This is a genomic window from Modestobacter marinus (assembly GCF_011758655.1).
Classification (GTDB): domain Bacteria; phylum Actinomycetota; class Actinomycetes; order Mycobacteriales; family Geodermatophilaceae; genus Modestobacter; species Modestobacter marinus.
On the sequence record NZ_JAAMPA010000001.1, the window covers coordinates 3,365,306 to 3,378,632 of the forward strand.

The following is a 13,327-nucleotide window of genomic DNA, read 5'->3' on the forward strand; positions in this document are numbered from 1 at the left end:
GTTGGGGCCTCCTGCGGGGGCAGGAGGGTCCTTCGTCAGGCGGGCTCGACGCCGAAGGCGGTGGCCAGCTTCTCGATCTTGCGGGCCCGGCCGAGGCGGGGGAGGTCACTGCCGTCGCGGATGACCTGGCCGCGGGCGTCGAAGTCGGCCAGGAAGTCCCGGGCCCAGGCGACGTCCGAGGGCGCCGGGCTGATGACCTCGTTGATCACCGGGAGCTGGTCCAGCTGCAGGCACAGCTTGCCGGTGAGGCCCAGGGAGACCGTCAGCGCCGACTGCTCGCGCAGGATCGGGTGGCTGGTGCCCACCGTGGGGCCGTCGATCGGGCCGGGCAGGCCGCCGACCCGGCTGGCGATGACCAGGCGGCTGCGGGGGTAGGCCATCGCCAGGTCGTCGGCGCTGGTGCCGGTGTCGCGCCGGTAGTCACCGCTGCCGAAGGCGAGCCGGAACGCACCGCGGGCCGAGGCGATCCGCACGGCCTCCTCGATGCCCAGCGCCGACTCGACCAGCGCCAGCACCGGGGTGGCGCCACCCAGCCGGTCGTAGGTCTCGGTGACGTGCTCGGCGGCCTCGGTCTTGGCGAGCATGACGCCGGCCAGACCGGGGAGCCCGGCGAGCGCGGCGACGTCGTCGGCCCAGAAGGGGGTCGCGTGGTCGTTGATCCGCACCCACGCCCGGTTGCCGGGGGCGGAGAGCCACTCGACGACGTCGGCCCGGGCATCGGGCTTGCGGGCCGGGTCGACCGCGTCCTCGATGTCCAGCACGATCTGGTCGGCGCGCGACTGGTGCGCCTCGTCGAACAGCTCGGTGCGGGCGCCGTTGACGAGCAGCCACGAGCGCGCGATTCCGGGGTCTACGTTCCTGCCTCTGTGCACCGGGACATTGTGGTGTCCGGGCTCACGGACGTGCCGCGCGGGGTCCCCGCCGGGGTGTCGGTCGCGGTGCCCACCGCCGGCCGGTCAGGCTGCGCGCCGGCCGAGGAGGTCGAGCAGGCCCACCCGCCAGTCGACGTCCACCCGCCGCCCGGCCCAATCGCGCGGACGGACGAGGTCGAACCGGACCAGTTCCGGCGCCCGGCCGGGTGTGCGGGCATCGGCCCACAGCAGCGCCAGGTGGTCGCGCCGGCGCAGGTCGGGGGCACCGTCGATCGCCAGCTGCAGGCGCTGCTGGGCGACCGGCGCCTGCCGGTAGAAGTCGCGCAGGCCCTGGGTGTCGGCGGCCGGCAGCTCGCCGTCGTCGGAGTGCCACACCCGCAGCACCTCGCTGGGGGTGCGCAGGATCAACCCGCTCATCGGCAGCCCGAGGTTCTCGTTGCCCGGGTCGACCAGCTCCAGCTGCGTGCCGAACGGGTGGTCGTCGTGCTCGGCGTAGGGGCGCAGCCGCTCCATCGCCTCCCGGCGGACCAGCTGGTGGTCCAGGTGCCGGTCGGCGGCCGGCTGCCAGCCGTGCGCCGCGTGGATCTCGCGGCTGACGGTCAGGCCGCCGAGCAGTGCGTCGCGCACCTCGACCAGCAGCGGCTGCAGACGCCGGAAGGCGGCCTCGGGGCTGTTGTCCACGTCGAGCAGTCTGCCGGGCGGGGGTGACAGTCCCCCGGCGCCGGGCGGCAGGATCAGCAGGTGTCCTCCCCACAGTCGCCCGCTGGTCGTCCGGTCACCGTCGTCACCGGTGGGAGCCGGGGCATCGGTGCCGCCACCGTCGACCACCTCGCCCGGCAGGGCCACGACGTGGTCGTCGGCCACCGGTCCGGGGTCGACGAGGCGGCGCAGGTGGTGGCGGCGGCGCGGGCGCACGGGGTGCGGGCGGTCGCCGTCCGGGCCGACGTCGCCGACCCCGACGACGTCGACGCGCTGTTCGCCGCCGCCGCCGAGCAGCTGGGGCCGGTCACCGGGCTGGTCGCCAACGCCGGGCTGACCGCCCACCTCGGCGACCTGGCCGACACCCCGGTGGACGTCGTCCGGCAGGTGATCGACGTGAACCTGCTCGGCGTCGTCCTCTGCGTCCGCCGGGCCGCGCAGGTGATGTCCCGGCGGCGGGGCGGACCGGGCGGCGCGATCGTCACCGTCTCCTCGAGCGCGGCGACGCTGGGGTCGGCACACGAGTACGTGCACTACGCGGCGGCGAAGGCCGGGGTGGACGCGCTGACCGTGGGGCTGGCGAAGGAGCTCGCCGACGACGGGGTCCGGGTCAACGCGGTGGCGCCGGGCCTGGTGCGCACCGGCATCCACGCCGGAGCCGGCGACGCCGGCCGGCTGGAGCGGGTGAGCGCCCGGGTGCCGATGGGCCGCCCGGGGGAGCCGGACGAGATCGCCCCGGCGATCGCCTGGCTGCTGGGCCCGGAGGCCGGCTACGTCTCCGGCGCCGTGCTGCGGGTGGCCGGCGGGCTGTAGGTCACCAGGTCGGGACCGTCGAGTCGCGCGGTCGGACTCCCGCCGGTTGCCGCGCGGTCGGCTCGCCGGCGGCGAGGGGCGGGCGAGACCTCTGGTGCAGGTGGGGCAGGCGTGCCCAGAGGGGGAGGACTGCAGTCCCGGGGATCGAGTGGCCCGGTTCGAGTCACAGCAGGCGCACGACGGACCGATAGACGCATCGTGATCCGTCATCACCTCGCAGCGAGCTCGGCGCGGAGCCCTCAGTGGTTCGACCCGGAGCACCAGGCCGACATCCTCGCGGCCTTCGACAGCCAGCTCGCCGCGGGCCTGCACGATCGCGGGCCGAACAGCCCGCGGCCGGAGCGGGTCCGCGAGCTGGGTCAGCTGGCAGCGGCCAGCGCGCTCCCGGCCCGCGCGGCGCTGCTGCGCTGGGGCGCACTGCCGGGCTCGGTGCGCGCGCACCTGCTGACCAGCTGGTACGGCAGTCAGGTCGCCCGGAGCTCAGCCGCCTGACCTGGGCGCCGGCCCACCAGGCCGGCGACGACCTGGGCGCCCCGGTGCCCGCGCGTCACACCGGACGGCCGCACACCGGACGGCCGCGCAGCGGACCGCCGCCCACCGGACAGCTGCCCGGGGCCGGTGCGCCAGCCGTGGACGGTCAGTCCCAGGGCTCGCCGCAGGAGGCGCAGCGGCCGGCCGCCGTCCGCTCGGCCAGCCGGCCGCAGGCCGGACACACCTGGTCCAGCCAGCACGCGGGGTCGCCACCCTCCGGATCACGTCGCGCCGGCTCGGGGCGTGCCGGCTCCGTGGGCACGACCGCTCTCAGTCCTCGTCCGGCGGCGCGAAGCGCGCGAGGGCGTCGATCGACGGGCAGACGTAGTAGGCGCCGGTCAGCGGGGTCAGGTAGCCGGTGAGCCCGTCGCGGATCCCGTCGGTCGCCCCGGCCATCCGGCGGAGCATCTCGGTCAGCCGCCACTGGTCGCGGGCGAACCCGACGAACGCCGTCCCGTGGTCGGTGACCCCGCCGTAGGCCACGTTGCGCCGGAAGACCTGCTTCTCCTCGCCGTCCACCTCGACGGACGTGCGGGCGACGTGCGCGCTGGGCAGCATCACGTCCTCGGGCAGCTCGACGCTGTCGGGCTTCGTCCGGCCCATCATCATCTCCTGGCCGTGCACGCCCAGGCTCTCCCAGGTCGCGGTGTCGTGCCGCCACAGCTGGTACAGCACGATGCTGGCCCCCGCGCCCGGCTCACCCGCCGGCACCGCCGCGACCTCGGCGGCGGTCAGTAGCGACGGGTTCTCCGTGCCGTCGATGAAACCGGTCAGGTCCCGGTCGTGCCGGTACAGCCACCCGGTGACCTCCGCGCCCACCCGGGCCACGCCCGCCAGCGCGGCGAGCACGGCGCGGGCGTTGTCGAACACCGCCGTCCGGTCCCCGCCGGCGACCCAGAGCCAGGCGTCGTGCTGGGTGGCCGGCATCCGGTAGCGGCCGGCGCCGACGAGGTCCTCGGTCCAGCCCGCGGCGTCCGCCGGGGCGTCGTCCGGTGCGACCGCGGCCCACAGCTCCGGCCGGAAGCCGACCACCAGGTTCACCCCGCCGGTGGAGGACAGCGGACCGGTGAGCCCGGCCACCCCGCGGACCAGGTCCGCCGCGGAGCAGCCGGGCTCGAGGTCCAGCTCCAGGTAGCAGTGCTCGGGGGTGCCGAGGGCGAAGATGCCCGGCTGCGTCGTCACGCGGTCAGCCTGCCCGATCGGCACACCCCGGGCTCAGCTGGTCGGCGGCTCGTCCTTGCCGGCCTCCTCGAGCGCGTCGGCCTCCTCCTTGGTCTTGTGCACGGCCTTGTCGGCGTGCTCCGGCGGGCCGTAGACCGTGTAGAGCACCAGCGGGTTCACGCCGGTGTTGAGGAAGTTGTGCTTCTTGCCGGCGGGGACGACGACGAGGTCACCCTGCGCGACGTTCTTCTTCTGCCCGCCCACGACGGCCTGGCCGGTGCCGCTGACGAAGGTGAGGATCTGGTCGATCTCCTCGTGCACCTCCTCGCCGATCTCCCCGCCCGGCGGGATCGTCATGATCACCAGCTGGGTGTGCTCGCCGGTCCACAGCACCCGACGGAAGTCGGCGCTCTCCTCGGCGACGGTGGCGATGGTGAAGTGCTCCATGGCTGCCGTTCCTCCTCGATCCAGTCGTTCCTGCCGGCGTGCGCCGGCCCAGGAGAAGTGAAGAGCAGTGCGGCCTCCGGCGCGATCCGAGCCCGCCGGTCGGGCGACACGAGCCGGTCAGGCCCTCCGACCCTGCCGTTCTCCCGGCCGGTGGGAGAGGCTGTCCGGTGCCGGGTACCGGCAGAGCACGGACGGACGAGCACAGGAGGACGGCGTTGACGCAGCAGCCAGGAGACCAGCCGGGGGACGCAGCCCTCACGGCCGAGCGGGACGAGGCGGCCACCGAACTGGCCGGGGTCGAGGGTGAGGTCTCGACGCGTGCCGTGGTGGACGGCGGCGTCGTCGTCGGGCACGACGGCTCCGACTGCGCCCAGGAGGCGCTCCAGTGGGCGGCCGGCCTGGCCGAGCGCGCCTCGTGGCCGCTGCACGTCGTCCGCGGCTGGCGGATCGCCACCGCACCGCAGCCGGCCAGCTGGGAGCCGGGCTACGTCCCGCCGATCAGCGAGTACGAGCAGGCGGTGCAGGCCGACCTGGAGGCCGACGTCCGGGCCGCGCTGGGCGCGGAGCGCGCCCGTGCGGTCAGCTGCCACGTCGTGCACGCCGCGCCGGTGCGCTCCCTGATCGAGGCGGCCCAGCACGCCGACCTCCTCGTTGTCGGCGCCCGCGGGCGGGGCGGCTTCGCCGGGCTGCTGCTCGGCTCGGTCAGCGACCAGGTCACCCGGCACGCCCCGTGCCCGGTGACCGTCGTGCGCACCCAGCACAAGGCCTGACCGCGTGGTGGTCCAGCAGCCCGTCCCACCGGCCTTCCTGCGGGCGCACACCCGGCTGGACCGCCCCTCCCTCGTCCCCGAGGTGCAGCTGCACGTCGCCGACGACGTCGTCGCCCTGTGGGAGGCGATGGAGACCGAGGGCGGCGGCGCCGGCGAGGACCCGCCGTTCTGGGCCGCGGCCTGGCCGGGCGGGCAGGCCCTGGCCCGGCACGTCCTCGACTACCCGGAGCTCGTCGCCGGCCGCCGGGTCCTGGACCTGGGGGCCGGCAGCGGCCTGGTCGCCGTCGCCGCGCTGCTGGCCGGCGCCGGCGGGGTGCTGGCCAGCGACGTCGACCCGTACTCGCACGCGGCGGTCGGGCTGAACGCCGAGGTGAACGGGGTCACCGGCGTCGAGGTCGTCGGCGACGTGCTCGACGAGGAGCTGCCGGAGATCGACGTCGTCTTGGCCGGCGACGTCTGCTACGACCGCGAGATGACCGCGCGGGTGTTGCCCTTCCTCGGGGCGGCCTGGCTGCGCGGGGCCACCGTGCTGCTGGGCGACCCCGGGCGCGCGTACGTCCCGAAGGAGGGGCTGCTCGCCCAGGCGGAGTACGACGTGCCCGACGCCGCCGGGGGTGGGGTGCGCCGGACGACGGTGTGGCGGCTCCCCTGAGAGCACCCACGGGGCGACCGCCCTGGTGCTCCAGCGGGGCGGCTGTCCTGGGTGCTCCGTCACATGTGCCCCACTGGTTCGGCGGTGACCAGGGCGAACGTGGCAGATGTCGACGAGTCCGGCGCCGGGCATTGTCACGAGCGGGTCACGGCCTCTACCTTGGCCGGGTCCGGTCGGACGTCTCGTCCCCACCCGGGGAGCCCGCACCGGATGCCGCCGAGTCGCTGCTCGCAGCGAACCGGGGACCCACCGCACCACTGGGGTGAATCCCGCCCGGGCACCGCCCGGCCGGGTAGGGCGCCTTCCCGCCCGAACCCGTCAGCTGACCCGGTAGGCGGCCGCGGAAGACCCACGGAGCCCCTCTCTCGATGTCCCGTCGCACCACCGTGTCCTCGTCGGACGAGCAGTTGCCCGCCACCGAGGTGCTCCCGCTCCCGGCCGGTGCCGAGGAGGCGCCGATCGCCCGGCGCACCCGTCGTCAGCCCCCCGGTGGCCTCCGCCGGCCCACCCTGTACCTCGGCGTCGCCGCCGCCGGCGCGATCCTGGTCAACGTCCTCGTCGGCGCGGAGCCGGACGCCCGGGCCGAGGCCGCCGTCGAGCCCGCCGGCATCGCCTCCCAGCTCGACCTGGGCTCGCAGCAGACCGGTACCGCCGTCGCCGACGGTCGGCTGACCGACCGGCTCGGCCAGCTGGCGGCCAACCGCAGTCAGCGCGAGGCCGCGCAGGTCGCCGCCGCGCAGGCGCAGGCCGCCGCCGACCAGGCGGTGCTGGACGCCCAGGCCGCCGAGGCCGCCCGGCTCGCCGCCGAGGCCCAGGCCGCGGAGGAGGCCCGGATCGCCGCCGAGGCGCAGGCCGCCGCGGAGGCCCAGGCCGCGGAGGAGGCGGCTGCGGCCGAGCGGGCCGCCGCCCGCGCGCCCGCGCCGGCCGCGCCCGCCCCCGCCCGCGCGCCGGCGGCGGCCCCGGCCGCGTCGTCCGGCTCCGGCTCCTTCCAGGACTACGCCCTGGGCAAGCTCGGGGGTGACCAGGCGGAGTTCTCCTGCCTGGAGAGCCTCTGGGGCAAGGAGAGCGGCTGGAACCCCAACGCCCAGAACCCGAACAGCACCGCCTACGGCATCCCGCAGTTCCTGGACTCCACCTGGGCGAGCACCGGGATCGCCAAGACCTCCGACGGCTACCGGCAGATCGACGCCGGGCTGATCTACATCGAGAACCGCTACGGCTCGCCGTGCGGCGCGTGGGCGCACTCGAAGGCCAAGGGCTGGTACTGAGCCACCGGCGCTCCGCAGCGAGGCCCGGGTCCCGCGGGACCCGGGCCTCGCTGCGCCCGGGCCGCGTACCGGTGGCCCACCTGTGCGCCGGCGCGGGACCATCGGGGAGGATCGAACAGTTCGACCACCGAGAAGAGGAGCGCTGACCCGTGGGCAAGCACCGCGCACCCGAGGGCGCCGCGACGGACTTCGACGCCGCCACCAGCGCCCTGGCAGACGTGACCGGCGACTACACCGTCGACGTCACGCACACCCGGATCGGCGTCCGGGCCCGGCACGCCATGGTGACCACCGTGCGGGGTGCCTTCACCGACTTCTCCGGCACCGCCCACCTGGACGTCGCGACGCCGGCGGCCAGCAGCGTGCAGCTGCGGATCGCGACCGCGAGCATCGACACCGGCACCCCGGACCGGGACGCGCACCTGCGCTCGGCCGACTTCCTGGACGTCGAGCAGCACCCGGAGATGGTGTTCGTCTCCACGGCGGTCGAGCAGGTCGACCGGGACGTCTACCGGGTCACCGGCGACCTCACGATCAAGGCGGTCACCCGGCCGGTCTCGATCGACTTCACCCTCACCGGCTCGGCGCTGGACCCGTTCGGCAACATGCGGGTCGGCTTCGAGGGCGCGCTGGCGATCAAGCGCAGCGAGTGGGACCTCACCTGGAACGCGATGCTCGACACCGGTGGCGTGCTGGTCAGCGACCGGGTCCAGGTGGAGTTCGACGTCTCGGCGATCAAGGACTCCTGACCCCGCGGGCTGTGTCCCAGCACACTCCCTGCCGCTAGGGTGGCACTCAGTGCCACGCAGGGTGCCGTCGTCCCGGACGACGCCTGCGGCGGCGACCCCGGCCGACGACGGTGTCGGCCGGGACGGGTCGAGCAGCAGGGGGTCCACAGATGGCGAACGCGTGGTTCGAGTCGGTGGCGGAGGCACAGCGGCGGGCGAAGCGCCGGCTGCCCAAGGGCGTCTACGGTGCGCTGGTCGCCGGCTCCGAACGGGGGCTCACCGCGGAGGACAACCTCGCCGCCTTCGCCGAGCTGGGCTTCGCGCCGCACACCGCCGGGCTGAGCAACGACAAGCAGATGGCCACCCGCGTCATGGGGCAGGACGTCGCGCTGCCGGTGCTGATCAGCCCGACCGGCGTCCAGGCGGTCGACCCCGACGGTGAGGTCGCCGTCGCCCGGGCCGCGGCCTCCCGCGGCACCGCCATGGGGCTGTCCTCGATGGCCAGCAAGCCGATGGAGGAGGTCATCGCGGCCAACCCGCAGACCTTCTTCCAGCTGTACTGGGTCGGTGACCGCGACCTGATGGCCGCCAAGGTCGAGCGCGCCCGCCGGGCCGGGGCCGCCGGGCTGATCGCCACCCTGGACTGGTCGTTCGCCTACGGCCGGGACTGGGGGAGCCCCTTCATCCCCGAGCGGATCGACCTCGAGGCGGTGCGCCGGTACGCGCCCCAGGTCGCGCTGAAGCCCCGCTGGCTGTGGGAGTTCGCCAAGACCAGGAAGCTGCCCGACCTCACCGTGCCGAACATGGTCGGCACCCCCGGCGAGAAGGCGCCGACCTTCTTCGAGGCCTACGGCCAGTGGATGCAGTCGCCCATGCCCACCTGGGAGGACGTCGCGTGGCTCCGCGAGCTGTGGGGTGACCAGCCGTTCATGCTCAAGGGCGTCATGCGCGTGGACGACGCCAAGCGCGCCGTGGACGCCGGGGTCACCGCGATCTCGGTCTCCAACCACGGGGGCAACAACCTCGACGGCACCCCGGCCGCGATCCGCGCGCTGCCCGCGGTCGCCGAGGCCGTGGGCGACCAGGTCGAGGTGCTGATGGACGGCGGCATCCGCCGCGGGGGCGACGTCGCGAAGGCCCTCGCCCTGGGCGCCAAGGCGGTGATGATCGGCCGCGCCTACCTGTGGGGGCTGGCCGCCAACGGCGAGGCCGGGGTGGGCAACGTGCTGGACCTCCTGCGCGACGGCCTCGGCTCGGCCCTCGTCGGCCTGGGCCACACCTCGATCGACGAGCTCAGCCCGGCCGACCTCGTCGTCCCGCCGCACTTCGAGCGCCACCTCGGCGAGGACGGCGCCGACGCCCCGGAGGCGCAGCGGTCCGCGGGCAAGGGCACCACCGCCTGACGGTGCCGGCGGCCGGTGCGATGACTTCGACCGGCCGCCGCGGTCCTCCCTGCTGAGTGCACCCCTCGGACGCAGGAGGACCCCATGTCGGACCTGTCCCGGTTCGTCACCGTCTGGTCGTTGCTCGAGGCCCGGGTGGAGAGCGGCCGGCTGCCCGGCTACGCCGCCGCGGTGCGGTACCGCGGCGAGGTCGAGGTGCGCACCGGCGGGTGCCTCGACCCGGCGGGCGCCACGCGGGTGGGCCCGGACTCGCTGTACCGGCTGGCGTCGCTGTCCAAGCCGTTCGCCGGCGTGCTCACCCTGTCCCTGGCCGAGGACGGTCTGCTGGACCTCGACGCCCCGGTCGACCGCTGGCTGCCCGAGCTCGCCGAGCCGAGGGTGCTGCGCGACCGGGCCGGCGCGCTGGCGGACACGGTGCCCACCGAACGCCCGATCACCGTGCGCCACCTGCTGACCAGCACACCCGGCTTCGGCGCCCTCTGGGACGACTCGCCACTGGACCGGGCCGTGGTCGCGGCCGGCCTCGGGGCGGGGCCCCTGCCGCCGGAGCTGACGCACGAGGAGTACCTGGCCCGGCTGGGGGAGCTGCCCCTGGCCGCGCAGCCGGGCGCCAGCTGGCTCTACCAGCTCAGCACCGAGGTGCTGTCGGTGCTGCTGACCCGGGTCGCCGGCTGCCCGCTGCACGACCTGCTGCGCGACCGGGTCACCGGCCCGCTGGGCCTGACCGACACCGGCTTCTGGGCGGCCGACCCCGCCCGGCTCGGGCCCGCGTACCTGCCGGCCGGCGACGGCGTCGAGCTCCTCGACCCGGCGGACGGGCGGTCGTCCCGGCCACCGGAGTTCGAGGGGCTGGCGGCCGGGCTGGTCTCCAGCGCGCCGGACGTGCTGACCCTCCTCAGCGCCCTGGCCGACGGGGGCGGGCCGCTGCTGGGCCCCGGCTCGGTCGCCGCCATGACCACCGGCGCGCTCACCACGGCGCAGCGGGCGGAGGCCGCCGAGTTCCTCGGCCCCGGCTGTTCCTGGGGCCTCCAGGTCGGCGTGCAGGTCGAACCGGGCCCGCCGTGGGCCCAGCCGGGCCGGTTCGGCTGGGACGGCGGCACCGGCACGACCGGCTACGCCGACCCGGACCGGGACCTGGTCGGGGTGCTGCTGACCAACGCCGGCATGGCCGGTCCGGAGGACGGGCTGGACTGGTTCTGGCGCGCGCTCTACCGCTGCCTCTGACCGCGCGCCCCGTCGGCGCCCAGCGCCAGGACCGTGCGCAGCGCGGTGACCAGGGCCAGTGGCTGGTCCAGCATCGGGTGGTGGCCGCTGTCGGGCAGGTCGACCACGGGCATCCCGGCCCGGGTCAGGCCGGCCATGTCGGTCGCCATCTCCGGGCTGACCAGGCCGTGCTCGCAGCGCAGGAAGGTCAGCGGGACGGCGACGCCCGGCAGCAGGTCGCGCAGCCGCAGCCGGGTGCCGAAGAAGTCCGGGTCGAACTTCCACGTCCAGCCGCCCTCGACCGCCTGCAGCGAGCCGGCGGCCACGTGCTCGCGGACGAAGGGGAGCAGCACGTCCTGCGGCGGCAGCGTCCGGAAGCGGGCCCGGGCCTCTGCCGGGTCCGCGTACACCCGGTGCGGCCGGCGGCGCTCCCGCAGCCGGCGCTCGTCCGGGGGCTGGTCGTTGAGCGGGGAGTCCACGACGACGACCGAGCCGATCTCGGCCGGGTGCTCGACGCCCACGGTCACCGACACCCAGCCGCCCATGCTGTGACCGACGACGACCGGCCGGTCCAGGCCCTCCTCGGCCGCGACGGCGACCACCTCCCGCGCCCACAGCAGCGGGTCGTACTGCTCGCGCCGGTCGCTGTCGCCGTGCCCGGTCAGGTCCAGGGCGACCACCCGGCGGCCGGTGAGCTGCGGGGCGACGTGGTCCCACCAGCCGGAGTGGGCCGCCCCGCCGTGCACCAGCACCACACCCGGCGCCCCGGCCGGCCCCCAGGCCCGGTAGTGCACCCGGGCACCGGCGACGACGACGTCCCGGTGGTCCGGCTGCTGGGCGAGGGCCTGGGTGAACCACGTCGGCGGGGTCATCCCCGGATCCTGCCCGACGGCCCCGGGCCCACGAGAACGGGCTGGGGGCTGCCTCCGGTACGTCGGAGGCAGCCCCCAGCCCGATGTCGAGCCGAGCGGGCGTCAGCGGCCCTTGAGCAGCTCCTCGAAGGAGGTGGCGGGGTCGGCGAAGGGGTCGGCCGGGCGGGCGGCCACCGGACGCCCGGTGACCAGGCCGGCGAGCTCGCCGGCCGCCCGCTCGACCCGGCCGGCCAGCGAGCGGTCGATCCCACCGCCGGCCCAGTCCTCGGCGGCGGCGAAGACGCCCGTGGGCACGACGACCGCGCGCAGGTAGGCGAACAGCGGGCGCATCGCGTGCTCGACGACGAGGGAGTGGCGGGGCGTCCCGGCGGTGGCGCCGAGCAGCACGGGCTTGCCGGTCAGCGCCTCCTTGTCCAGCACGTCGAAGAAGGTCTTGAACAGGCCGCTGTAGGAGGCGGAGAACACCGGCGTGACGGCGATCAGCCCGTCGGCGCCGACGACCGTGTCGATCGCCGTCTGCAGCGGCTGGTTGGCGAAGCCGCTGGTCAGGTCGTCGGCGAGGTCGCGGGCGTGCCCGCGGAGCTCGACCACCTCCACGGTGGTGTCGTCCCCGCGGGCACGCAGCGCGTCCACGGTGGCCGCGGTGAGCCGGTCGGCCAGCAGCCGGGTCGAGCTGGGGGTGCTCAGCCCGGCGCTGACGACGGCCAGGGTGCGGGTGGCCATCAGGCCTGCGCTCCTTCCACGGTGCGGCCGGTGACGGCGTCGGCCGGGGCGGGCACCGTGGCGTCCTTCGCGCAGCCGGCGGCGGCGACCAGGCTGGCGTGGGTCGGCGCGTCCGGCACGTGGGCCGGCTTGAGCGCGGCGAACTCGCGGCGGAGCACCGGCACGACCTCCTCGCCGAGGATGTCCAGCTGCTCGAGCACCGTCTTCAGCGGCAACCCGGCGTGGTCGATGAGGAACAGCTGCCGCTGGTAGTCACCGACGTAGTCGCGGAAGCCCAGGGTCCGCTCGATCACCTGCTCCGGGGAGCCCACCGTCAGCGGCGTCTGGGAGGTGAACTCCTCCAGCGACGGGCCACCGCCGTAGACCGGGGCGGAGTCGAAGTACGGGCGGAACTCCCGGACGGCGTCCTGGGAGTTCTTCCGCATGAACACCTGCCCGCCCAGCCCGACGATGGCCTGGTCGGCGCTGCCGTGGCCGTAGTGCTCGAACCGGCGGCGGTAGAACTCGACCATCCGCTCGGTGTGCTCCGGCGGCCAGAAGATGTGGTTGTGGAAGAACCCGTCGCCGTAGTACGCCGCCTGCTCGGCGATCTGCGGGCTGCGGATCGACCCGTGCCAGACGAACGGCGGGACGCCGTCCAGCGGGCGAGGGGTGGAGGTGAAGCCCTGCAGCGGGGTGCGGAACTTCCCCTCCCAGTTGACGACGTCCTCCCGCCACAGCCGGCGCAGCAGCTGGTAGTTCTCCACGGCCAGCGGGATGCCGTCCCGGATGTCCTTGCCGAACCACGGGTAGACCGGGCCGGTGTTGCCCCGGCCCATCATCAGGTCGACCCGGCCGTCGGCGACGTGCTGCAGGGTGGCGAAGTCCTCGGCGATCTTCACCGGGTCGGTGGTGGTGATCAGCGTCGTGGACGTCGACAGGACCAGCTTCTCGGTCTTGGCCACGATGTAGCCCAGCGTGGTGGTGGGGGAGGAGACCACGAACGGCGGGTTGTGGTGCTGCCCCTGGGCGAAGACGTCGAGCCCGACCTCCTCGGCCTTGAGCGCGATCGTGATCAGCGACTTGACCCGCTCGGCCTCGGTGGGGGCCCGGCCGGTGGTCGGGTCGGGGGTGACGTCGCCGACGCTGAAGATCCCGAACTGCATCTCGTGCTCCCTCTCGTCTGAGCCGCACTGGTTGAGAGCG

Annotated in this window: 15 protein-coding genes and 1 riboswitch; of the genes, 8 read left to right on the forward strand and 7 right to left on the reverse strand. The window is 75.1% G+C overall.

Annotated elements, in window-relative coordinates; genetic code table 11:
• Positions 1 to 35 precede the first annotated feature (35 nt).
• Positions 36 to 872 carry an HpcH/HpaI aldolase/citrate lyase family protein gene (locus FB380_RS15745; RefSeq protein WP_166755866.1) on the reverse strand — a complete coding sequence of 279 codons (837 nt, stop codon included), beginning with the start codon at positions 870 to 872 and terminating at the stop codon, positions 36 to 38.
• Positions 873 to 956: 84 nt separating this feature from the next.
• Positions 957 to 1,553 carry a hypothetical protein gene (locus tag FB380_RS15750; RefSeq protein WP_166755867.1) on the reverse strand — a complete coding sequence of 199 codons (597 nt, stop codon included), beginning with the start codon at positions 1,551 to 1,553 and terminating at the stop codon, positions 957 to 959.
• 60 nt (positions 1,554 to 1,613) lie between these two features.
• On the opposite strand from FB380_RS15750, the gene FB380_RS15755 reads away from it, so the two are divergent.
• The gene (locus FB380_RS15755; RefSeq protein ID WP_166755868.1) at positions 1,614 to 2,384 is read left to right on the forward strand and encodes an SDR family oxidoreductase; all 771 of its coding nucleotides are present in this window, start codon (positions 1,614 to 1,616) and stop codon (positions 2,382 to 2,384) included.
• A 198-nt stretch (positions 2,385 to 2,582) separates the two neighbouring features.
• Positions 2,583 to 2,876: a hypothetical protein gene (locus tag FB380_RS15760; protein ID WP_166755869.1), complete on the forward strand. Its 294-nt coding sequence runs from the start codon at positions 2,583 to 2,585 to the stop codon at positions 2,874 to 2,876.
• Positions 2,877 to 3,185: 309 nt separating this feature from the next.
• Here the strand turns inward: FB380_RS15760 and FB380_RS15765 are convergent, their stop codons facing one another.
• Both FB380_RS15765 and FB380_RS15770 read right to left on the reverse strand, forming a co-directional pair.
• A complete protein-coding gene (locus FB380_RS15765) occupies positions 3,186 to 4,097 on the reverse strand; it encodes a Dyp-type peroxidase (RefSeq protein ID WP_166755870.1) in 912 nt (303 codons plus the stop codon).
• A 33-nt stretch (positions 4,098 to 4,130) separates the two neighbouring features.
• On the reverse strand, positions 4,131 to 4,523 hold the full coding sequence (locus FB380_RS15770; protein ID WP_036335220.1) for a cupin domain-containing protein: 393 nt from the start codon (positions 4,521 to 4,523) through the stop codon (positions 4,131 to 4,133).
• 215 nt (positions 4,524 to 4,738) lie between these two features.
• Here FB380_RS15770 and FB380_RS15775 point away from each other — a divergent pair, with 215 nt between their 5' ends.
• The 6 genes from FB380_RS15775 (at position 4,739) to FB380_RS15800 (ending at position 10,568) form a co-directional block, all read left to right on the forward strand.
• Positions 4,739 to 5,293 carry a universal stress protein gene (locus tag FB380_RS15775; protein ID WP_166755871.1) on the forward strand — a complete coding sequence of 185 codons (555 nt, stop codon included), beginning with the start codon at positions 4,739 to 4,741 and terminating at the stop codon, positions 5,291 to 5,293.
• A 4-nt stretch (positions 5,294 to 5,297) separates the two neighbouring features.
• A complete protein-coding gene (locus FB380_RS15780; RefSeq protein ID WP_229681912.1) occupies positions 5,298 to 5,945 on the forward strand; it encodes a class I SAM-dependent methyltransferase in 648 nt (215 codons plus the stop codon).
• A 204-nt stretch (positions 5,946 to 6,149) separates the two neighbouring features.
• Positions 6,150 to 6,297: riboswitch (cyclic di-AMP (ydaO/yuaA leader) on the forward strand.
• A gap of 16 nt (positions 6,298 to 6,313) precedes the next feature.
• The gene (locus FB380_RS15785; protein WP_166755872.1) at positions 6,314 to 7,213 is read left to right on the forward strand and encodes an aggregation-promoting factor C-terminal-like domain-containing protein; all 900 of its coding nucleotides are present in this window, start codon (positions 6,314 to 6,316) and stop codon (positions 7,211 to 7,213) included.
• A 149-nt stretch (positions 7,214 to 7,362) separates the two neighbouring features.
• Positions 7,363 to 7,962, forward strand: a complete 600-nt coding sequence (locus FB380_RS15790) for a YceI family protein (protein WP_166755873.1) — start codon at positions 7,363 to 7,365, stop codon at positions 7,960 to 7,962.
• Positions 7,963 to 8,111: 149 nt separating this feature from the next.
• On the forward strand, positions 8,112 to 9,344 hold the full coding sequence (gene mftD / locus FB380_RS15795) for a pre-mycofactocin synthase MftD (protein WP_166755874.1): 1,233 nt from the start codon (positions 8,112 to 8,114) through the stop codon (positions 9,342 to 9,344).
• Positions 9,345 to 9,428: 84 nt separating this feature from the next.
• On the forward strand, positions 9,429 to 10,568 hold the full coding sequence (locus tag FB380_RS15800; protein ID WP_166755875.1) for a serine hydrolase domain-containing protein: 1,140 nt from the start codon (positions 9,429 to 9,431) through the stop codon (positions 10,566 to 10,568).
• Here FB380_RS15800 and FB380_RS15805 read toward each other — a convergent pair.
• The 3 genes from FB380_RS15805 to FB380_RS15815 form a co-directional block, all read right to left on the reverse strand.
• Complete coding sequence (locus tag FB380_RS15805) at positions 10,553 to 11,419, reverse strand: alpha/beta fold hydrolase (protein WP_166755876.1); 867 nt, start codon at positions 11,417 to 11,419, stop codon at positions 10,553 to 10,555. The two genes, FB380_RS15800 and FB380_RS15805, sit on opposite strands and share 16 nt — an antisense overlap.
• Before the next feature lie 102 nt (positions 11,420 to 11,521).
• Entirely contained in the window at positions 11,522 to 12,142 is a 621-nt protein-coding gene (locus tag FB380_RS15810) for an FMN reductase (protein ID WP_166755877.1), read from the reverse strand.
• Complete coding sequence (locus tag FB380_RS15815; protein ID WP_166755878.1) at positions 12,142 to 13,287, reverse strand: LLM class flavin-dependent oxidoreductase; 1,146 nt, start codon at positions 13,285 to 13,287, stop codon at positions 12,142 to 12,144. Before FB380_RS15815 ends, FB380_RS15810 begins: the two co-directional genes overlap by 1 nt.
• Between the last annotated feature and the right edge of the window lie 40 nt (positions 13,288 to 13,327).